Source organism: Olivibacter ginsenosidimutans (assembly GCF_039542865.1).
GTDB lineage: Bacteria > Bacteroidota > Bacteroidia > Sphingobacteriales > Sphingobacteriaceae > Olivibacter > Olivibacter ginsenosidimutans.
On sequence record NZ_BAABIQ010000043.1, the window covers coordinates 130,991 to 154,188 of the forward strand.

The following is a 23,198-nucleotide window of genomic DNA, read 5'->3' on the forward strand; positions in this document are numbered from 1 at the left end:
AGACAATCATTAATCCTCCGGCTTTAAGTAGTGATCAAAATAATCACTGATTTTCTGCATGAGATGTACCCTATCGTAGCCGCGCACATTGTGTTCATAGCCGGGGTAAACAAAATAATCTACTTGTGTTTTTGTTTTGATGGCTTGTTTTAGGAATTTAATCGAATGTTGCCATACAACAGTACTATCAGAGGTGCCATGGATCAGCAAAAGGTTGCCTTTTAGGTTTCCCGTTTTGGTTAACAGATTGGCATCTTCGTATCCTATAGGATTTTCTTGAGGGGTGTCCATGTAACGTTCCGTATACATTACCTCGTACATTTTCCAGTCCATCACCGGCCCTCCAGCGACACCCACCTTAAATACAGCTGGTTTGCGGAGCATAAACGATGTAGTCATAAATCCGCCGAAACTCCAACCGTGTATACCCATACGGCTGGCATCCACAAAAGGTAGCGATTTAAGGTAATTTACGCCCTGCATTTGGTCGTTCATTTCAACGGTACCCAGTTGTCTGAAGGTTGCCTGTTCGAATTTTAAACCCCGGTTACTGCTTCCCCGACCATCCATTGTGAAGACGATATAACCCCTTTGGGCCATATATTCATACCATAGATTTCCACTGGATGGAAAACTGTTGGCTAGCAACTGCACATTCGGACCATTGTAGAGGTAAACAATGACGGGATATTTTTTGGACGCATCGAAAGCTGTAGGATAGATCAACTTTCCATAAAGCGGTGTCCCATCATCTGCATGCAAGGTGACATTTTCAATTTTTGGTCGCTGATATGTCGCTAATGGATTCTTAGAGGTTAGCAGGCGCTTTTTCCATGATTTTTTTGTGTTGAAGACATCTATAGAACGCGGTGTCGAGTCATTACTCCACGTGTCTAGCATAAAGTCGCCCGCTGTATTGACAGCAACCTGATGGGTGCCAGGATCCTGATCCAACCGTTCCAGTTTGCCTGTTTCCCATTGAACGGTATAAGAATGCTTTTCCATAGGCGATTCCTTGGAAGAGGTGATATAAAGTAATTTCTTCGATGCATTTTCTCCTACCAATTCGTTCACAAGCCAGTCGCCTTTGGTTACTTGATTCAGTAATTTACCCGCTGTATTGTAGCGGTATAGGTGCATAAAGCCATCCCGTTGGCTCCACCAAATAAACTCGTCATTTTTGCCGGGTAAAAAATGCAGTTCGTGTAAGGGCTGTACATATTTAGGGTCGGTTTCCTCAAAGAGCGTTTTTATAAAGCGACCGCTTGACGCATCATATTGGTTAAGCCAAAGGTGGTTTTGTTCCCGATTTAACAGGGCGATGTAGATAGACTTTTCATCCGGGCTCCACGTAACACAGGTGAGGTAATGATCCTTCGGTTCTCCTGTTTGTAAAAAGACCGTTTGTGTAGTTTTTGGATTATATACCCCAAGGCTTACCTCATGGGAGGCTCGGCCTGCGAAGGGATATTTGGTAAAATGTACGGTGGCTGGCGTCTCGTCCCAGTTGATCAGTGGATAATCTTCCACCATGCGTTGATCCATTCGGTAAAAAGCCAGGTAATTGCCTTTGGGCGAGAAAAATATACCCCGATCGATACCGAATTCCTGACGATGTACCGATTGCCCGTTTACGATAGCAGCATCGCTGTCATGGGTAATTTGTTGTTCCTTTCCCTCAGCGTTAATTAAAAAAAGATTGTTGCCTACAGTATAGGCGAACTGCCCTGTGCTTGGTTCTACGGTAGCATTTGTCGCTTGTTCGGGTAAGATCTGCCAAGGGGTGGCCTCCCAGTGATGATCGGCTTGTTTGGAAAGCTTGAAATAATGGTTTTCCAAGGCAAAATAGAGCTGATCGGCATTGATCCACTGGAGTTCGGGAAAGCTACGAAGGGCAGAGCGATTAAATAAAGATTGATTAATCGCCGATAGCTTAATCAGGGTATCGGTAGTTAAGGAAGGCATCGCTTGTGTGATAAGCGCTTCGTCGACTCCTGTTTTAACGGTGTAAAAAAGGGAACTTTGATTGGGTATCCAGTTTAGCTGGCTCAGCTGATCTTGTGCCAGATTAGTGGAAAGGCCTATAGTTGCCTCTTCTATCGTAAATTGTTGCTGTTGAGCATAAAGGGAGGAAGCGCCCAATGCCATAGCTAGCATCAGGAAGGTGGTTCTCATGTGTATTTACGTTTAATTGTTTGTTTTGTGTAAATAAGCAACAAACATAGGTATTTATTTTAAAAAGCTACAAAATTGATCGCCAGAATGCACTAACTTTGCATAGTGTATAATAAACACTAAGTTGCTCATGAACAAAAGTTTACTACCATTAACCTTAGGTGGTTTGGGAATTGGGATTACCGAATTTGTGATGATGGGCTTATTGCCTGACATCGCGAAGGATTTACACGTATCTATTCCGGAAGCGGGTCATCTTATTTCCGCTTATGCATTGGGTGTAGTGATTGGTGCTCCGGTTTTGGTGGCCATCGCCGGTAAATATCCACCAAAGCATATCTTGATTGCCTTAATGGCGATGTTTACCGTATTTAACGCTTGTTCTGCTTTTGCACCCAATTTTACTGTATTATTTATGACGAGGCTTTTGTCTGGTTTACCACATGGAGCGTTCTTTGGAGTGGGCTCAGTCGTTGCGAGCAAGATTGCAGTAAAAGGGAAAGAAGCACAAGCGGTTTCGCTCATGTTTTTAGGATTGACTATTGCTAATATTGCAGGTGTACCGCTGGGTACCTATATCGGGCACCATTTCTCGTGGCGCTTTTCTTTTGCTATTGTGGTGGCAGTTGGACTGATTACCCTGTTCAGTTTAAAGGCCTTTCTACCTGCATTGGCCGCTAATGCGGAACGAAATTTAAAAGGCGAGTTAAGCTTTTTCAAAAAAACGGAAGCTTGGTTAATCATCTTCATGATCTCGATCGGCACCGGTGGATTGTTCTGTTGGTATAGCTACATCGCGCCATTGATGACCAATGTAGCGGGATTTTCGGAAGATGCGGTGACTTATGTCTTAATCCTGGCGGGCGTTGGTATGATGGTGGGAAATTTATTGGGTGGATTTTTAGCCGATCGTTTTTCGGCAGGTAAAGCATCTGCAGCATTGTTAATAGCTATGGCGGCGACATTAGTTGTGGTCCATTTTCTTTCGTTTAATCCTATAACAGCCCTTGTCATGACTTTTATTACGGGCGCAGTAGCCTTTGCTTTGGCTGCGCCGATCCAAATGTTGATGATCAATACGGCTAAAGGAGCTGAAATGATCGCAGCATCCGTAAGTCAAGCGAGTTTTAACATTGGTAATGCCTTGGGTGCTTTCTTGGGTGGTTTACCCTTAGTCTATCATTTTGATTATACTTGGCCAGCTATCGTTGGCGCTGCTATGGCTTTTGCTGGGGCATTGTTCGCCTTTGCCTTCAATAGCAGGAAAAAAGATGTTATTGAAATAACTGAAATAAAGCAAAGCAAAGAGGCACCATTGCTTAACGAAAACGTAAGCTGCGATTGCATTTAGGTTTTTCTTTCTTTCACCGCGAAAGAAAGAAACAAAGAAAGCTCATCGCTTGGAACTTTGCTACAGTGGTAGTGCATCCTTCTGCAAACCGTAAATTTTCTAGGCGATGTGTTAAGTGGAATGGAGAGCTTGTGCAAGCAACCAGCCGGAAAAAACGGTTAGGGTAACACGCCCGGTTAAAAGCAAAATGTAAGCGGTGATTGTATTTAGCGCTCATTTTCTTTAAGTTTGCTTAGGGCGATACAATCGCTTCATTTAATGAGCAGTTAAGATGGCAGAAACAATTGGATGGGTTGGTTTGGGAAATATGGGCTTTCCCATGGCCCGAAATTTATTAAAAGGCGGATATACCGTTAATGTCTATAATCGAACAGCTTCCAAAGCAGATGTTTTAGTACAGGAAGGAGCTAACTTCATGGATACTATATCGAGCCTCTGCTTAGAAAGCGATATCGTGGTGACAATGCTTGCTGACGATCAGGCCGTAAAAAGTGTTTACCTCGGAGAAGGGGGGCTTCTAAATGCTTCGGTTTCAGGTAAGCTATTCATCAACATGAGTACCGTTTCGCCAAAAACTTCCCGTGAACTGGAAGAAATGAGCAAAGCAGTGGGAGCTAGGTTTTTGGAGGCACCTGTTTCGGGAAGTGTAAAACCGGCAGAAGATGGTACCTTACTGATCTTAGCTGGCGGGACGGCGGATAACTTCCGTGCTGCACAACCGTTGCTGGAGAAACTTGGGAAAGCAAGCCTGTGGCTTGGCTCGGTAGGAGCCGCATCCTACGCCAAATTAGCTATTAATTACTTTTTGGCATTAACGCTCCAAGGCTTAGCGGAAACAGTCCTTTTTGCAGAAAAAAACGGAGTATCGGCCAAGGATATGCTACATATTGTCAATGAAAGCGCTTGTGGTAGTGCGCTTACTAAAATTAAATCTCCTTTGATTCTTGAAGATACCTATCCACCTGCTTTTGCGTTGAAGCATATGGCGAAAGATTTGCGCTTGGCACGTGAACAGGAGATTGATTTCCCCTTGTCAACCCCACTTTCAGAGACCTATACCGCTGCGTTGCAAGACGGTTTTGGAGAAGCAGATGTGATGGCCATCATAAAATACTTAGCAAAAGGATTGTCGAATGCAGCAACAACCAAATAATCCATTACATGGGATAACATTGGAAATGATAGTTACCCAGTTATATGAATACTATGGATGGAAAGAGCTTGCACGGATTGTCCGGATTAACTGTTTTGCAACTAATCCAACGATCAAGTCGAGTTTAAATTTTCTTCGGCGTACCCCCTGGGCTCGTGAGAAGGTAGAAGCGTTGTATGTAGAAACGTTTTGTTCGTGACATTCATCGCATCATCTTTGTCAGAAACGGAGTGATGTAGCAATCTGTCAAACGATAAGGTGGTGCATCCTTTTTTAGGAAAATTAGGTACAGTAGAAAAAATAGGTTAGGTTTGAAGCGTAATCAAAACAAAATTCATGCGTACTATTAAAACAGCTTTATTATCTTATGGCATGTCGGGAAGCGTTTTCCATGCCCCTTTTATTGATTTACATGCAGGGTTTGAACTCGCAGGTTCTTGGGAAAGAAGTAAAAAGCTTATCCAGCAAGATTACCCAACTGTAACCAGTTATCCTTCACTAGAGGCTATTTTAGCGGATGATACCCTAGAATTGGTGATCGTTAATACGCCAACAGGAACGCATTATGATTTTACCAAGAAAGCATTGCTAGCGGGTAAACATGCAGTGGTAGAAAAGGCCTTTACTATTACCGCTGCCGAAGCGGAAGAACTAAGTCATCTTGCGAAGGAGAAAGGACTTAAATTAGCTGTCTTTCAAAATAGACGATGGGATAGCGATTTTAAAACGGTAAAAAAGGTGATTGAAACAGCATGTTTGGGTGAACTTGTTGAAATTACCTTTTCCTATGAGGCCTATTTACCGCAATTAAACACTAAGGCACATTTAGAAGAACCTTCTCCTGCCGCAGGGTTAATTCGAGATCGTGGTCCACATATGATCGATCAGGCGCTTTGCCTTTTTGGTTATCCTCAGGCCGTATTTGCTGACTTGGCCATTATGCGAACGGATTCCCGGGTAAACGACTATTTTGAGGTTATCCTTTATTATAACGATAAACGAGTACGTTTAAAAGGGGGCTTCCTTGCGCGGGAAATGGCTCCTTCATATATCGTTCATGGAAAGAAAGGGTCTTTTTTGAAAAGCCGCGCCGACCAGCAGGAAGATCGCTTACTGCGCGGTGAAAAACCAAATGCAAGTGATTGGTGTGCAGAACCCGAAAGCGAATGGGGGCTCTTAAAAACAGAGAAAGATGGAACGCTTATAAAAACGTTCATTCCTTCAGAAAAGGGCAATTATTTGGATTTTTATGAGGGTGTCTATCAAGCCATTGTACATGATCAACCGGAGCCTGTTACAGCGGATGAAGGCGCACAAACCATGAAAATTATTGAGGCTGCGATAGAGAGCGCAAAGGAAGGGAAGGTGATCACCTTATAACCAACCGTGTTGATTTTCCATTTGAATATGAATAGGAAGAACCCACTCCAATTATCGTCGTGTTAACCCAGTAATCACGACAAATACAGTACTGTTCGTTCATATCATCATTTCAATCATAAATTATAAGAGGCTTAAAAATTAGCCTCTTTGTTTCCTTTTATAGCAAAAATGCGGATAGCCGTTTTCAGGATATTATGACAAACGGCTTAGAAAAACTTTTCAAAGAAACTATTATCTTCGAAGAGACGTTAGGGTATATTAGTACGGAGGTAAAAGATGAGAGGTTTTCGTTTTACAGACTTTAAGGCTGACGAGCTACCCAAAGGTGGATTCGACAACCTGTTTAAAATTTTTCAACAGCTATTGAATTACACTGCCGGTGATGCCGAAGAGGCCCTAGCTTGGATGAACGAGCTGGACAAGCAATATAACCTCACAGATGATAATTATGGGATGGGCGACTTTATTGAGGATCTTAAAAATAAAGGTTATTTGCAGGAAAATCCTATTGATGGCTCTTTTAAGATTACTGCCAAAACAGAAAAAACCATCCGGCAATCGGCATTGGAGGAAATTTTTGGGAAACTCAAGAAATCGGGAAAAGGAAATCATAACAGCAATAAAAGCGGCATGGGCGAGGAGAAGAATGCAGATAGGAGGGAATATCAATATGGAGACAGCTTAGATCAGATTGATATGACAGCCTCCATTCATAATGCACAAGTGAACCATGGACTGCATAACTTTACGCTGACAGAGCGCGATTTGGAGGTAGAAGAACGCGATTATAAGACACTTACTTCTACGGTTTTGATGATTGATATCTCGCATAGCATGATTCTTTACGGAGAAGATCGCATCACGCCTGCAAAGAAAGTAGCCATGGCCCTTGCCGAATTGATTCGTACACGTTATCCTAAGGATACCTTGGATATCGTTGTTTTTGGTAATGATGCCTGGCCAATAACATTAAAAGACTTGCCTTATTTGCAAGTAGGGCCGTATCACACCAATACTTATGCCGGCTTAGAATTAGCAACAGACCTGCTTCGAAGAAGAAAGACGCATAATAAACAAATCTTTATGATAACTGACGGTAAACCTACCTGCTTAAAAGAAAATGGACGTTATTATAAAAATAGTATGGGTCTAGATAGAAAGGTAATTAATAAAACGCTGACGATGGCGGCACAATGCAAAAGGCTTAACATCCCAATAACGACCTTTATGATCGCTCGTGATCCGTACCTACAACAATTTGTACGGCAGTTTACGCAGGTCAATGGAGGGAAAGCATTTTATAGCTCCTTGAATGGTTTAGGTGAATACATTTTTGAAGATTATATTCGAAATAGACGAAGAACAGTAAGGTAGTTTTTGAGTTATACGTAGTAAGTAATAGGTTTTAAGGCATAAGGCCGAAGGTAAAAGGTGTAGGGTGGAAAGGACATAAGACACAAGAAGCGAGACATAAGACCTCTTTTTAGCGAAAAGTATTAAAGCGAAAAGCATAAAGCCAAGGGCGTCTAGGAATATCTTGCTACTTGATACTTATGTCTTGCTACTTGATACCAATAACGAATAACCAACAACTCAGCTTTTTACGTTTGAATTTTTACTTGAAATAATATGACAATAACAACATTAGGTGAGCTTAAGGCTTCTGGATATAAAAGTAAATCGGTTAAAGAAGAACTACGGGAGAATTTGATCAAACAGCTAAGAAATAAGGAAGAAGGTTTTGAAGGCGTGTTGGGATATAACGAAACCGTCATACCGGAATTGCAAACCGCTATCCTTTCTCGGCATAATGTGCTCTTATTAGGTTTACGTGGACAAGCAAAAACCCGTATCGCTCGCCTGATGGTTAACCTCTTAGATGAATATATCCCTTATGTAGCAGGAAGTGAAATATTCGATGATCCACTACATCCAATTTCCTGGTTTGCCCAAAACGAAATCAAATTAAAAGGAGACGATACACCAATTGCATGGTTACATCGGAATGAACGCTATACAGAAAAGCTGGCTACACCGGATGTTACTGTTGCCGATTTAGTTGGCGACGTTGATCCCATTAAGGCGGCCACACTTAAATTAACCTATAATGATGAGCGGGTGATTCATTTTGGATTAATCCCACGAGCACATCGAGGCATATTTGTGATTAATGAGCTTCCAGATTTACAAGCGAGGATTCAGGTGGCTCTTTTTAATATGCTGCAAGAAAAGGATATCCAGATCCGTGGCTTCAAATTACGTTTGCCATTGGATATCCAGTTTGTATTTACTGCAAATCCAGAAGATTATACTAACCGCGGCTCTATTGTCACCCCTCTGAAAGATCGGATTGAAAGTCAGATTCTAACGCACTATCCTAAAACAATTGATATTTCCCGAGCCATAACCTTTCAGGAAGCCAGATTGACAGAAGACCAAAAAAACGGTATTGAGGTAGACAGCTTATTGAAGAATTTGATTGAACAAGTCGCTTTTGAGGCGCGTAAAAGTGAATTCATCGATCAAAAATCAGGTGTATCAGCACGCCTGACCATTGCCGCTTATGAGAACTTGGTGAGTACTGCTGAACGGCGAATGTTGTTGAATCAGGAGGACCATACGTTTGCCCGAATTGCCGACTTCGTTGGTATTGTTCCTGCGATCACAGGGAAAATAGAACTGGTTTATGAAGGAGAGCTGGAAGGTCCGGTCCATGTGGCGCATAAATTGATGGAAAGTGCCATCAAGACCTTGTTTGCCCAATACTTCCCTGACCCCGAAAAGGCTAAAAAAGCAAAAACGGGTAACCCCTATCAGGAAATTATCGATTGGTTCACTACAGGCAACAAAATAGATATCACCGACAATCTTGATAATGCAAGCTATAAGAAAATCTTGAACCATGTGCCTGGGTTGAAAGATATCGTTAAGGCTTTTCATAAAGGGCTTTCCGAAAATCAATTGCTTTTACTAATGGAGTTCGTATTGCATGGTTTAGCAGCCTACTCACAGCTCAATAAAAATACCTTGGAAGGAGGCTTTGCTTTTTCGGATATGTTTGGAAGTTTGTTCAACGCTTCTTTTGATCAAGACGATGATGATGAATTGAATGACAACGACTTTAGATAAACGATAAATTTTCCTTTTATAGGATAATAAAATAAATAACCCTTATTTAATAAGTCTAAAAACGATTGGTATATTTTAAACATATTGTACGTTTGTGCCCGTTTGTTAAATGGACTACCAAAAGGTAGATGGTGGGATCTTTTAAGTGTATCCTATACCTTTTAATGGTCAACATTCGCTTTCCTTTTTTCAAAACTGTAAAGCAAATAAAATAAGGCTGGCAAAATAAATAAACTACCAATCAATAAGGCCAAAGCAAGCGATTCCATCGTTTTTTCTGTACCAGCGTCGCTTAGTAAAGAAAGTGCTGATCCGCCTTTCAACAGTACAATTTTTGGAAAGTGGATATAAGTGGCAGCAAACAAAATCATACTGACCTGGAAACCAGCTAATAAACGAATCCGAATAGTATGACCCCGGCCTAAGCTGCGCCATAAGACAATTAAAGAAATACTGGCGGCAACAATAGCCACACTTCCTATCCAATGACCAAAAATCCAATCTAATAAAGGGATGTGCTCATAATGTGCGGCAAGGAAAACTAATGCCCCACTAATAAAAGCCGCAATAACCATTCGCTTTGCCAATCGAATGAAACGTTGCTTTTCTGCTTCTTCACTAATCTCGCCAATGATATAGATCGCTGCCAGAAATCCACAGATACATACCGTGAAAAGGCCAACAGCAATGCCGAAGGCATTTAACCAGCTGTAAACGTACGCCGACATAAAATCATTGGCTGATGGGTCGATATTGCTGCTAACAGTACTAGCCGCTATAATGCCTAAAAAGAAAGGTGTTATGGCACTAGAGTAAATAAAAATTCGGTTATAAACCTCTTGCATATGATCTTCCACTGCGTCGTAATGACGGAAAACAAAAGCAGTCCCGCGCGCAATGATGCCTAATAACATTGCCACCAAAGGGATATGTACGAAAATGGACATTGTGGTATAGATACGGGGAAATCCTACAAATAAAATAACAATGGCAATAATAAGCCACATATGGTTAGCTTCCCATACTGGCCCAATAGTCCGATATAGGGTATGCCTAGCCGTATGCCGATCTTCCCGCTTACTAACCAATTCAAGAATACCTGCTCCAAAATCGGCTCCACCTAATAGCAAGTATAGCCAAATAGATGTCCATAAAAAGCCAATAACGATATACAACATTTTTTTATTAAGTATGTAGTACTAAGTACTTCGTATTTAGATATAATTTTATATAGCAGTGCATTGGCTAATCATCCCATTAGCTAATTTCACCGCTTTGGTCATACAATTTACCTACCATTTTAATCTGCCGATACAATAGGAAAATAACAATAACCGTCAGCGATAAATAAACAGCAGTAAACAAATAGAATGAATAAGCTATACCCGGCATGGGGGTCACCGCATCGGCTGTGCGCATCACTCCGTATATAATCCAAGGCTGTCTACCTATTTCGGTAACCATCCAACCGGCTTCTATGGCCAAAAAACCTAATGGAATAGCCCATACAAATAATCTATATAACCAGGTACGATTAAGCCACGTCCTTTTTTTCCACAGCGCGACAAAATAAACAAGTGCCAAAGCCAAAAGCATCATTCCCAAACCTACCATGACTTGAAATGCATAATGCGTTATGGCCACTGGTGGGTGATTCTCTTTTGGAATTTGATCAAGGCCAGTTACAGAGGCTTGAAAATCACCATGCGCCATCCAGCTCAATAAACCTGGAATTTTTAAAGCGTACTGGACGGTTTCTTTTTTTTCATGAACAAGACCTCCTACGATCAACGACGCTTGTTTTTCGGTATGAAAATGAGCCTCCATTGCCGCTAACTTGGCAGGTTGCCGTTTACCAACATCTTTTGCCGAAATATCGCCACTTAAAGGTTGAAGTACAGCGGCTATACACGCAAAAATGGCGGCTATACGAAAGGCCTTTTGATGGAAAAGCACATTTTTGCCTCTTAAAATCATAAAAGCATGTACACCAGCTACGGCGAAACCGGTTGCTACAAAGGCTGCCAGTGACATGTGTAAGGCTTGCGAGAACCAGGCATCATTGAACATAGCTTGAATAGGATCGATGTCTAGATATTTTCCATCGATGTATTGGAATCCAGTAGGACTATTCATCCAAGCATTGGCCGCAACGACCAAGATTCCTGATACCAAGCCGCTAATGCCTACGACTACGCCCGTAAACCAATGAAACCAAGGATTAAATTTACCCCAACCATATAAGAAAAAACCAAGCGCAATGGCTTCGATAAAAAAGGCAGTTCCCTCTAGTGAAAAGGGCATGCCAAAAATTGGGCCGGCATGTTCCATGAAAGTTGGCCAAAGCAAACCCAGCTCAAAGGATAATACCGTTCCCGAAACGGCTCCAGTAGCAAAGAAAATGGCGACACCCTTGCTCCAAGCTTTGGTTACATTTTTATAGACAGCTAAACCACTTTTTAACCATTTATAATGGGCTACGGCCATAAAAAAAGGCATAACCATGCCAATACACGCAAAAACGATATGAAAACCCAAAGAAAGGGCCATTTGGGAACGGGCGGCTAGGAAATCGTCCATAACGACAGCTGCTTTATATAAATACCAAAGGTGCCACGTTTATACGTGGCTACCCTTTCAAAGATAAAGTATCTGTCTTTAATAAAAGGATTTAAGCAAAAAGAAATGTAATCTTGAATGTTTCTAAATTTTAATTGGAATGTATAGTTAAGCTTCCTACACTAACCGCCACATTAACTGCTGCACCGCCGCCATTTAGTTTGCCTACTACACTGTCTTTATCCAACGCTCCGGAGAAGTTACTTAATGAGGGAATATTTACTTTACGTGCCTGTAAATTTAAATCTAACCCCTTTTGCAAGGGCAATTGTAAATCAACACTTCCGGCCGAAACATCAATGGTTAAGTACTTATCAATTTGTAGCATATTGACTGATGTACTACCCGCGCTGGTACCTAGGTCGGCACTGCCAGACATCCGGTCAACTTTAATGCTCCCACCAGAAGTCTTGGCAATCAACTCACCCGTTACGTCTGTTGCCTTGATACTACCACCACTGGTTTTGGCCTCAATATTTCCCTTTAAATTGGCTAGTTGAATGGAACCTCCCGAGGTAATTAAGGAAAGATTGCCAGCGACATTTTCTGCTTGTATACTACCGCCACTGGTTCTTAGATTTACTTGATTATTATGTACATTAGCAATTTTAATACTTCCTCCCGATGTTTTTCCTTCCACCATTCCGTTAATACCATCAATGGATAAACTTCCGCCACTTGTTTTTAATTGAGCAGAAGCAGCTTGGGGTACATAGGCTTTAAAGGAAATGGATAATGACTTTTTCCAATCCCGAATATTTCCTTTGTTCTTGGCGATCGCGATTAATTTGCCTTGATCACTGCTAATCTGCAAATCGTAATTTGCGTTAAGCCGCGCCTCAATTTCTGCTTTGCTGAGCTCCTGACCATTATTTCCCCGAACATATACCTCTAACCGGGCCTCCGATTCATTTGCCCCAATAACCGTAAGGCTCCCCCCGGATGTCTGTAAATCTACCGCCCGAATATTGGATTGGTTAAGCGGTTTATTCAGGTAGGGTGTGTTCTTGTCTTGTGCGCTAGTGGTCAAATAACTTCCAGCTACCACTATAAAAAAAAATAGAAATACCTTATTCATAATTGTACTTTTTTAATAGACGCGAGTAAAATACAAATGTTGCATCGTTCTATTTCGTTATTGAGATGGCGGACTTGCCACTGCTACCGCCACTGCTGTTCATTAGCCTTCCGTTTTTCGTCATAAAGCTCGCAATTGGCAACTCACAACTGGCAATTCTTGTTACTCATCCCGTAAACTATCTACCGGATTTGCCCGTGCTGCTTTGAAAGTTTGTATCGCTAGAACGGCCAAGGCTACACCCACCATACCGATTATACCAATTAAAAATAACCACCAGTTGATGGAAGTTTTGTAGGCGAAGTCTTTTAACCATTCATGGCCTGCCCACCAACCGATAGGTGCAGCGATGGAAAAAGCAATGATAATTAATCGAATAAAATCTTTAGATAGGAGTAAAACAAGATTACTTATAGAAGCCCCTAGGATTTTTCGAATACCCAATTCTTTCGTTCGGCTATTGGTAGTAAAGATAACAAGCCCTAGTAATCCCAAACAGCTGATAAATATGGATAAGCCGGTAGCCCAGTTCAATAATTGTGTTGTGGCCCTTTCTTTTTCGTAGAACTTGGCGATCTGTTGATTCACAAAAGTATAATCAAAAGAAGCCTCCGGATATATCTTTTTAAAGGATTTCCGGATGGCGGAAATCGTTTGCTGCCAATCTTCGGCGGCATTGGTTTGTTCTGCCAATCGTACATGAAAGGTTTGACCCGGTTCGACACCAAAAATAAGGGGAGATATCGGTGCGTGAAGATTTTGGGTATGAAAATCTTGCATGATGCCCACAATAGGAACAAGGGATTTATCTCTTCCATAGTGCACAAGTTTGCCTAACACATCCGTTGGATTTTTATAGCCTAGTTCGTGCATAAAAGCCTTGTTAATCATGAGCTCGCGAACAGAATCGCTGGCCGAAGCCTTTCTCCCCGCAATCAGCTGCAGCTGATAAACATCAAAATAATCCTCATCGCCTGTCCTAACCTGGGGAGTAAACTTAAGTGCCTCCTTACCATTATTAAAGATGATGTCTGAAAAAGCTGCTCCAATATAAGCGGGTGCAACAAAGCCCGTACTTACTTTAGCTACGCCGGGTAGTGCTCGTATGCTTTGTTTAAGCGCAGCGCGATGGCTTTTGTTTGGAATGCTGAAACTGATAATGGCTTCTTGCTGAAATCCCATATTGGTATGCAGTACGTAATATACTTGCTTGCTGATAATAAGAGTAAGGATAATGAAAAATTGGGCAATAGTAAATTGGGCAATGGTGAGACCCTTTCGAAGCACTAGCTGTCGCGATTGTCCGAGTAGTAATCGCGACTGATCCTTCAGTGCATGTACCGGGTTAAAGCCGGAAAGCACGATAGCGGGATAGCATCCAGCAAAAAAGGTGACGCTGATGACAAGCAAGGACAAATAACCTATCGTCTGTCCTTTCCAAAGAAAGTCTAAGGTTAATCCAGGAGGTAGAAAAGAGCTAAACAATTTGAGTAGGAAAGGACATAAGAGGAGAGAAAAGATCGTTGCAAGTAAGGTCACGATAAAAGTTTCTCCGAGAAATTGTATAATCAATTGCTGTCGACTGCTCCCATTTGTTTTACGTATACCGACTTCCTTCGCTCTTTTAGAGGCTTGAGCTGTGGTGAGATTAATGTAGTTGAGACTTCCAAGCAATAGAAGAAAAGAGGCAATGGCCAATAGGGCATAGAGCGAAGATTTATCGGCAATATGAATGCCGGGGGTTTCATAGCGGCTATCGAAATGTACCTCATGTAGTGGTTGAAGGTGAAGTGAAATTTTTCGGGGGTCGTTTGATGATTGGTGTTCCGTAAAAATGTTGTTCAGCAAATGTTCTATTTGCTGTGGAGCTGTACCAGGTGCAAGCTGAAGATATAAGGACAAAGACCAATCATCCCAGGAATTCAAGGTGGCCTGATCAGCTGCTCCAAGCTTATTTAAAGTCTGCAGGGAGATGAATTCTTTGGCTTCGAGATCACTAGGGTCTGTCAGGTCTGCAACAACGCCACTTACTGTGAGCATTAAACCATTGTAGGTGATATGTTGCCCAACTACGCTAGATAAAGGTTGCCGTGGAAAATATTTCTCCGCTGAACGTTGACTTAATACCACCTGAAAAGGATTTTTAAGCACTTGGCTAATGTTTCCTCCAAACAACCATTTGTATGGTATAAGTTGGAAGTAGTTGGCGTCTGTGAAAATAACCTGATCCGCCGATAATGTTTTGATTGCACCATTGGCTTGATCAATTTGTACAGACATCGTACCCATGTCCATACGGAGCATGGGTACAATCCGATCGATACCCGTAAGCTCTTGTGCCGCTTGCGACAAAGCGCCAGGAACAGTTGCATTATGCCCCTGCACCGAGCCCATCTGGATATCGGTCACCACCCGGAATATGCGTTCTGGATGAGCTTGAAAACGATCAAAACCAAATTCATAGCTTACCAGCATCGTAATCACTAATGCGGCACTAATACCCACAGCAAGTCCCATCGTGTTGATGAAGAAGAAGATTTTATGTCGCCATAAACTTCGAAAAGCCGTATTGAAGTAGTTCTTTAACATGTCAGTATCAAGATTTATAGTATCAAGTAGCAAGACATAAGTATCAAGATGGTTTAGTTGTAAGTATTAAGTTCTACGTTTTAAGTACACTCAAGTCCTTTACACGCTTAAACGTATCAGTCTTATGTCTCGCTTCTTGTGTCTTATGTCCTTTCCACCCTGCACCATTTACCTTCGGCCTTATGCCTTAAAACATATTACGTACAACTTATAACTTAACTCCACCTACTCATCTCGTAAACTATCTACTGGATTTGCCCGTGCTGCTTTGAAAGTCTGCACACTAAGTAAGGTTGCTGCTAAAATGAGCATCCCTATACCACTTAGCGCAAATATCCACCAACTGATACTTGTTTTATAGGCAAAATTATCCAACCATACATGCACTGCCCACCAAGCAATGGGAGACGCAATAAGAAAAGCCAGGATAATTAAACGAACAAAATCCTTTGATAGAAGGTGTATAATCTGAGAAACGCTTGCTCCAAGTACTTTGCGAATACCTACTTCTCTTATACGACTGTTCGTTGTATACAGTACTAAGCCTAGTAAACCAAGAAAGCTAATGAACATTGTTAAACCTGTGGCCCAACGTAAAAGTAATGCCGTACGTTGTTCTTCTGCATAAAATTTAGCAATACTGTCGTCTACAAAATGATATGCAAAATCTTCTTCCGGGAAATTATCCCTAAAAATCGTTTCAATCTGTGCAATAGTTTTTTGCCATAGGTTAGTGCCTGCTGGTTGCGGTAGAAGTTTTATATGAAAGGTGCTACCCGGTTGGTTAACAAAAACGATTGGACTGATTTCCGCGTGTAAATTTTGCGCATGGAAGTTTTTCATGACTCCTACAATGGGTATCATTTTACCATTATAAGTAATAAATTGTCCTATGGCTTCACGAGCATGTTTAAATCCCAATTCTTCGCAGAAACGTTCATTAGCCACCAATTCTGTAACTGAATCGCTGGTAGTAGCTATACGGCCGGTAATTAAAGGGATCTCATATAATTTAAAATAGTTTTGGTCGCCCCAACGAATTTGCGCTTGAGGTTTTATTTCTTCTTTTCCGTTATGGTAAGACAGATCGGCAAATGCGCCTCCCGACATGGCGGGAGAGGCAAAACCATTGCTAACAAGTGCGATGCCTGGGATTGCTTGAATACGTTGTACCAGTTGCGCTCGTAATGTCTGAACGGAATCCCTGGGAATATCGAAGGTGAATATGGCTTCTTTCTGAAAACCCATATCAGCATGTAGCACGAAATAGAGTTGTTTGCTGATCATGAGTGTAGATATAATAAAGAATTGAGCAATAATGAACTGAAATACGGTGAGTGTTTTCCGAACAATAGCCTGCCTGGATTGTCCGAAAGTAATCGACGTTTCGTTTTTGATTACTTGTGTTGGTTTATAGCGCGATAAAACGAAAGCTGGATAAAGACCTGCGGCGGTAGTTAATAATAGGCTTAACACCAACAGATATAAGCCCAACCTTGGTTGAAAAAGAAAGGAACTATGCAAACCTTCTGGGATAAAAGCCGAGAACAATTGCAGAAGCATCGGAATAAGAATGATGGATAATAATATGGATAAGAAAGTCAAAAAGAATGTCTCACCCAAAAACTGTAAAATAAGCTGTTTTTGAGAGCTGCCAATGGTTTTTCGGATTCCAACTTCTTTCGCCCGCTTCGAAGCTTGTGCAGTGGTGAGATTTATATAATTGATACAACCTAAGAGTAGGAGAAAAGTCGCAATAGCTATGAGGCCATATAACGTAGATTTATTAACTATTCTAGAATCAACGCTTTGGGTACGGAAGTCAAAATGCATATCTGCTAAGGGCACCAAAAAGAATTCTATCGACGAGAAATAGCCTTCGTTCTTGCGGTGTTTGCTGTATAAACGATTTATTTCCTTGCCAACCTGTTCTGGATTGGCATTTGCTGCCAACGTAACGAATAGCTTGGAATAGGCCATCCAGTCATTCCAATTATCCATCATTAATTCTTCTTTTAATGAAGCGGTATTGGCGGTTTGGATTGAAAGAAACGCTTTACCTTGAAAATCTGTAGGTTTATCGAGATCTTGAATGATGCCGGTTACGGTAACGTCCATATCGTCGTACCGAAGTTTACGGCCAATAATTTCCGCGGACTTTTGATGGGGAAAGTACATGGTTGCCATGCTTCGGGTTAGCACCACACGGAAGGGCTGTTCAAGGGCAGAGGTTGGATCTCCAGCTAGCCATTGGTAATCGAGTAAATGGGTATAGTTGCGATCGACAAAATAAACGTTCTCCTGTTTTTTGAATAAGATATCTTTTCTTCCCTTGGGATCGACAACGGATACATCTATCTGACCATTGCCGGGAAAGCTAAAGATTGAAATAGCTTGCTCCACGCCAGGTATTTCATCACGAATGGCGTTACCTAAAGGAGAAGGGACAGCTCCACTATAACCTTCAAATCCACCATTGCTTTTTGTCTTTATAACAATTCGATAGGTATTGTCTTTTTTGGGTTCAAACTGATCATAACTGAATTCGTAATAAACAATCATGAAGAGTATCAGTGATGCACTAACACCAACAGCTAGTCCGAGTATATTAACGAAGGAAAAAAATTTATGGCGCCATAAATTCCGGCAAGTGGCTACGAAAAAGTTTCTTATCATGTTCCTTAGTATTTAGTACATAGTACAAAGTATCTAGACAATTTTTATTAGAGGTATCAAGTATTAACCATTCCGTAATCAATAATCACTACTTATATTGTTTGTTTTTCACGCACAACACAGAACTGGCAGCTCGTAACTCTTGTCACTCGTCCCGCAGCGATTTGATCGGGTTAGCCAAGGCTGCTTTAACTGCTTGGAAACTGATGGTTAAAAGCGCAATGGCTATTGCCATAAGTGCTACCCATACAAACATCCACCACTTTATCTCGATGCGAAAGACAAAATCATCCAGCCAATTGTTCATAGCCCACCAAGCTATAGGTGAGGCGATTAGGATGGCGAGGATGATTAGTTTTACAAAATCTTGAGATAGCATTTGTAAGATATGCATAACCGTTGCCCCTAAAACTTTGCGTACACCAATCTCTTTTGTCCGGACCTGGGCTGTGTATGTCGCTAATCCGAATAGCCCTAGGCAAGAAATAAATAGAACGATAGCAGAGAATAAATTAAATAAAGTACCCGTACGCTGATCAGATGCATATAAAGCCTCAAACTGCTTGTCGACAAAATAATAACTATACGGCGTATTTCCGCCATATCTTTTGTGTTGTTCGGCTACCGCGGTAATGGCTTTTTGCGCGTCCTTTCCGGTAGTACGGACATGCAGTATATTGCGATTAGACCAGGTATAAAAGATAAGTGGAGTAATTGCTGTTTTTAAAGACTGAAAATTAAAATCTTTCACTACACCGATAATGGTTCCCTTTTGCTCATGAAGACTAATTTCTTGTCCTACATAGGGTGGTTTTAGACCCATTTCATGTACCGCTTTCTCATTTAAAATATAATAACCGCTATCTGCTGGTGTTCCCGAAAAATTTTGGCCTTCCAAAAACTGCATTTTCATGGTCGGAATAAAGTTTTCATCGATGGAGGCTCCTGTAATCATTAGGGTAGAATTTGCAGGTTTACCCATCCATTCCAGATCACTCGTCGTATTATTAATCGAAGAGATATTGTAAATATCACTAGATGCTACCTGTAATATTCCCTGTTGTTTGCTTAAATCAGCCTTAATGGCATCGAGGTGATCGGCTACTTCTTGTACTAGGGGTACGGAGAAAACATAGCTTTTATCATATCCTAAGTTTTTATTTCGTATAAAAGCCATTTGATTACTAATTACAAAGGTCGAGATCATCAAGATAACAGAGACCGTAAATTGGAAAACTACCAAGGTTTTTCTGAATATGGTGATGCCCATGTTACTGGTAACCTTTCCTTTTATTGCCGCAATTGGCTTAAAGGAGGTTAATAATAAGGCCGGGTAAATACTGGAAAGGAGTAATGTACCCACAGTTGCACCACCAATAACCTTCCAAACACTTGCACTAAATAAGGCAAAGCGGAGGGTTTTTCCAGAAAGTTCATTATAAAGAGGCATGAACAAATAGATCAATCCAAAGGCAATGATTGTTGCGATACAAAATAACAGGGTCGTTTCACTGATAAATTGAAAGAAGAGTTGCCCTTTATTTGCACCGATAATTTTCCGCACACTTACTTCTTTCGCACGGAATAAAGATCGCGCTGTAGAGAGGTTGATGTAATTGATACTCGCGATAAGTAATAATGCAATGGCCACGAGCATAAAAATTTGCACCATCTGTAATGCAGAAGCATTGCCATCTGCGCCAATTAAGTGAATATCTGCCAGATTTTGCAACTGAAATTGCGTTTTTGAATCTCCCTTACGGGCCGTCTTGTAGACCGAAGAAAACGCCTGCGCCACCTGTTGAGGATCTGCATTGGGGGCTAATAGCACAAAAGTATTAAATGCATAACTTCCTAAATCGCTATCAATGGTTTTCCAGGAATAATTACCGCCGCTTGCTGTAAACTGCTGGGCATAAAAATCCATTGGGAAGAGCGCATCAAATTGAAGTGTTGAGGTTTCGGGAAAATCGGCTAAAACACCGGTAACGGTAAAACGCATCGGGCCCTTGAAACCGATCACTTGGCCCACAGGATTTGATTTGCCGAAAAGTTTCTGGGCAGTTGTCTGTGTAATAAAAACCGAATTACTGTTCTGGAAAAGATCAGATGGACTTCCTGCCAGAAGTTGAAAATCAAATAAGGTGAAGAAACTGGTATCTACATAAGCGATATGATTACCATCCATTGCTTTACTGTGATCGTTGGTAGATAGATTCTGATCCCATTCTTCAGTAATCCGTGTAATGGATTTAACTGCCGGAATGGACTTAGCCATAATGGATAGGGGCCCGGGAACTTTGGTCCAGGTCATATCACTTCCGTTAGCCGTAAGATGTGCGCTGAATTGATAGATATTCGAATATTGCTGGTGCATCTTGTCATAACTTCTCTCGTGCTGCACCCATAATAAGAGCATAATGCCCGTTGCAAGTCCTACTGCTAGACCACTAATATTAACAAGGCTGTAAAATTTAGCCCCTTTTAAGTTTCTCCATGCAGTTTTAAAATAACTCTTTAACATTTCGTTGTTCGTTAATTGTTGTTCGTTGTTAGATCCGACGCTCATTGCTGTTTCCCGACTCTTCGTTAGCAGGCATACGAACAACGAGCAACCAGCAGCGAATAACCAATATTACTCACTCCGCAACGATTTTATCGGATTAACCTGCGCTGCCTTTAATGCTTTACTGCAAACGGTAATTGTGGCAATAATAAAGGCTGCGAGCCCTGCGACGACGAAAATCCACCAGGAAAGATCGGTTCGATAGACATAATTATCCAACCATTTGCTCATCATCCACCAAGCTAAAGGAAAAGCAACAATGAGAGCGATGATCACTAACATTAAAAAGTCTTTCGAAATCAATACTATAATATGTTGAACGCTTGCTCCTAGTGTTTTGCGGATGCCGATTTCCTTGACTTTGGTTTCGGCTGTATAAGTGACCAGGCCAAAAAGGCCGAGACAAGAAAGTAGGATGGCAACACCCGAAAAGAGGTTGAAAAGTTTTCCACTACGGATATCTGCCTTATAAAGTTTGTCAAAGGCATCGTCCAAAAATTCGTATTCAAAATTATAATCGGGATTATATTGTTTCCATAACCGTTGAACGGCAGCAAGGGCTTTGTCGGTATCCTTTCCGGTGGTTTTAACGTATAGACCTCCCCAGCCTGATGCGTCCATATATAATATACAGGGTGCTATTGCGGTCTTCATATCTTTGAAATAAAAGTCTTTAACAACCCCTGCAATAGTCATATTCGGTATATTGTGAAAGGTGATTTTCTGACCAATAGGGTGCGTTAAATGCATGGCTTTTACCGCCGTTTCGTTTAGGAAAACATAGCCACTGTCCGCTGGTGTCCCGGTAAATCCCTTTCCTTGTATGAGCTTTAATCCAAGTACATCAAGGAAATTTCGGTCGATCGACATTTGATTGATCATGAAATTGGCCATTGAAGCAGGCTTCCCTTCCCATTCGATGTCTCCTGTGCCACTACCTACGTTTGTGATATTTGAGCTTGAGGCCGTTACACCATGTATGCCCGCTTGTCGCTGTAGTTCATCGCGGATCATTTCATAGTGTGGCTTGAAATTACGTTGATTTAAAATAAAAACGTTTTCTTTGTCATAGCCGAGGTTTTTATGCCGGATATAGGTTAATTGTCTGCTAATAACTACTGTGCAGATAATTAGTACGACTGAACAGGTAAACTGGACGATAACCAATACTTGTCGAAATGTGCTTTTCTTTCCCAAGCCAGGCAATACACCCTTTAACGCCAGTGCAGGTTTAAAAGTGGATAAAACCAACGCAGGATAAATTCCCGCCATGAGTATGACCAGTAAAAAGGTACCTACAAACAGTTGCCAGACCTTCGCGTCCAGCAGGTTAAAGGCTAGTTCTTTTCCAGATAATTGGTTATATAAAGGAACGACTAAATAAATCAAACCAATGGCGGCGACTAAGGAAAGCACAAAAACTAACGTAGACTCGCTAATAAATTGCCAAAAAAGATGCATTCGATTGGCACCGACAATTTTACGTACGCTAACTTCTCTACTGCGTCTCGATGATCGTGCGGTAACTAGGTTGACATAATTGATACATGCAATGAGCAGGATAACAAAACCTACCAGGATAAAAATCTTAACCTGCTGCATACCTTGTTCATTGCCTTTGAAGTCATAAAGATGCACCTTGGGAAGCGGTTGAAGAATGTACTGTAAATGTTCAAAGATATCAGCGGGTTGGTTCTTGCGGTGAAGATTGGCAAGTTGTTCACCCGTTACTTTTGGGTCTGCTCCTTTTTTTAAAAAAAGCAGGGTAGTATAGGAAAAGGCTCCCCACTGGGTGTTCAAATCGTCACCTCCTTTGTTTTTAGGGTTTAACGCTTCGAATGGAAAGAAAAGCGCTCCCTCAAAGGAAGAATTTTTGGGAATATCATGGATAATACCTGATACGGTGTAGTTTTCCTTTTCTGGTCCTATTTGGATAATTTGACCTATGGCATTATCCTTGCCGAAATATTTTTTCGCTAAGGTTTCACCCAGTATGACGGAATGGTTATCCGGAAAGGGTTGTTTCGTATTTCCCGTAATTAACGGAAAATCCAACATGGAGAAAAAGCTTGGATCAACATAGGAAGGGGCCTCATTAAACTTTTTAGCATGGTATTCTACAAGCAGCGAGCCATCTACATTGTGATTTACGCGGCAAGCATCTGCTATAGTTGGTATTTCTGCTTTACCAAATAAGGCTATCGGCGGCGGAGCTACCGGCCATATGGTATTTAGGTCTGCATCGAAAGAGCTGCCGACCATATAAATTCGATCGCCATTACGGTGCATACGATCAAAACTTAGCTCATCCCATACCCAAAGCATAAGTAATAGCGCGGCAGCAAGGCTTACGGATAAACCAATTATATTAATGGCTGAATAGGACTTGTTCTTTAGCAAGCTGCGCAGGGCCGTTTTGAAATAATTTTTTAGCATAATTTGGAGCAATTTTTCAGCATAGTATTTAGACTTTTTTATT

14 protein-coding genes are annotated in these 23,198 nt (G+C 41.4%); 6 read left to right on the top strand and 8 right to left on the bottom strand.

Going from position 1 to position 23,198, the window contains the following annotated elements; translation table 11 throughout:
• Nucleotides 1–9: 9 nt before the first annotated feature.
• Nucleotides 10–2,175: a S9 family peptidase gene (locus ABD930_RS18115; RefSeq protein ID WP_345233870.1), complete on the bottom strand. Its 2,166-nt coding sequence runs from the start codon at nt 2,173–2,175 to the stop codon at nt 10–12.
• Nucleotides 2,176–2,305: 130 nt separating this feature from the next.
• Here ABD930_RS18115 and ABD930_RS18120 point away from each other — a divergent pair, with 130 nt between their 5' ends.
• The 6 genes from ABD930_RS18120 to ABD930_RS18145 all read left to right on the top strand — a co-directional run bounded on the left by ABD930_RS18120 (nt 2,306) and on the right by ABD930_RS18145 (nt 9,191).
• Entirely contained in the window at nt 2,306–3,526 is a 1,221-nt protein-coding gene (locus ABD930_RS18120; protein ID WP_345233872.1) for an MFS transporter, read from the top strand.
• Nucleotides 3,527–3,797: 271 nt separating this feature from the next.
• Nucleotides 3,798–4,679, top strand: coding sequence for an NAD(P)-dependent oxidoreductase (locus tag ABD930_RS18125; protein WP_345233874.1), 882 nt, complete (start codon nt 3,798–3,800; stop codon nt 4,677–4,679).
• Nucleotides 4,660–4,878 carry a VF530 family protein gene (locus ABD930_RS18130; RefSeq protein WP_345233876.1) on the top strand — a complete coding sequence of 73 codons (219 nt, stop codon included), beginning with the start codon at nt 4,660–4,662 and terminating at the stop codon, nt 4,876–4,878. Before ABD930_RS18125 ends, ABD930_RS18130 begins: the two co-directional genes overlap by 20 nt.
• Nucleotides 4,879–5,015: 137 nt before the next feature.
• Complete coding sequence (locus ABD930_RS18135; protein ID WP_345233878.1) at nt 5,016–6,059, top strand: Gfo/Idh/MocA family oxidoreductase; 1,044 nt, start codon at nt 5,016–5,018, stop codon at nt 6,057–6,059.
• Nucleotides 6,060–6,338: 279 nt separating this feature from the next.
• Entirely contained in the window at nt 6,339–7,436 is a 1,098-nt protein-coding gene (locus tag ABD930_RS18140) for a vWA domain-containing protein (RefSeq protein ID WP_345233880.1), read from the top strand.
• Nucleotides 7,437–7,691: 255 nt separating this feature from the next.
• Nucleotides 7,692–9,191 (top strand): sigma 54-interacting transcriptional regulator, encoded by a 1,500-nt coding sequence (locus ABD930_RS18145; RefSeq protein WP_345233882.1) that lies wholly within the window; start codon nt 7,692–7,694, stop codon nt 9,189–9,191.
• A 161-nt stretch (nt 9,192–9,352) separates the two neighbouring features.
• Here ABD930_RS18145 and ABD930_RS18150 read toward each other — a convergent pair whose 3' ends face one another.
• From ABD930_RS18150 to ABD930_RS18180, 7 genes are all read right to left on the bottom strand, one after another.
• Complete coding sequence (locus tag ABD930_RS18150; protein WP_345233884.1) at nt 9,353–10,369, bottom strand: cytochrome d ubiquinol oxidase subunit II; 1,017 nt, start codon at nt 10,367–10,369, stop codon at nt 9,353–9,355.
• Between the two features lie 79 nt (nt 10,370–10,448).
• Nucleotides 10,449–11,771, bottom strand: a complete 1,323-nt coding sequence (locus ABD930_RS18155) for a cytochrome ubiquinol oxidase subunit I (protein ID WP_345233886.1) — start codon at nt 11,769–11,771, stop codon at nt 10,449–10,451.
• A 130-nt stretch (nt 11,772–11,901) separates the two neighbouring features.
• Nucleotides 11,902–12,888 carry a DUF4097 family beta strand repeat-containing protein gene (locus ABD930_RS18160; RefSeq protein WP_345233888.1) on the bottom strand — a complete coding sequence of 329 codons (987 nt, stop codon included), beginning with the start codon at nt 12,886–12,888 and terminating at the stop codon, nt 11,902–11,904.
• Between the two features lie 162 nt (nt 12,889–13,050).
• Entirely contained in the window at nt 13,051–15,477 is a 2,427-nt protein-coding gene (locus ABD930_RS18165) for an ABC transporter permease (protein ID WP_345233890.1), read from the bottom strand.
• A gap of 225 nt (nt 15,478–15,702) precedes the next feature.
• Nucleotides 15,703–18,153, bottom strand: a complete 2,451-nt coding sequence (locus ABD930_RS18170) for an ABC transporter permease (RefSeq protein ID WP_345233893.1) — start codon at nt 18,151–18,153, stop codon at nt 15,703–15,705.
• A gap of 145 nt (nt 18,154–18,298) precedes the next feature.
• Nucleotides 18,299–20,677: an ABC transporter permease gene (locus tag ABD930_RS18175; protein ID WP_345233895.1), complete on the bottom strand. Its 2,379-nt coding sequence runs from the start codon at nt 20,675–20,677 to the stop codon at nt 18,299–18,301.
• Nucleotides 20,678–20,788: 111 nt separating this feature from the next.
• Complete coding sequence (locus ABD930_RS18180) at nt 20,789–23,155, bottom strand: ABC transporter permease (protein WP_345233897.1); 2,367 nt, start codon at nt 23,153–23,155, stop codon at nt 20,789–20,791.
• Between the last annotated feature and the right edge of the window lie 43 nt (nt 23,156–23,198).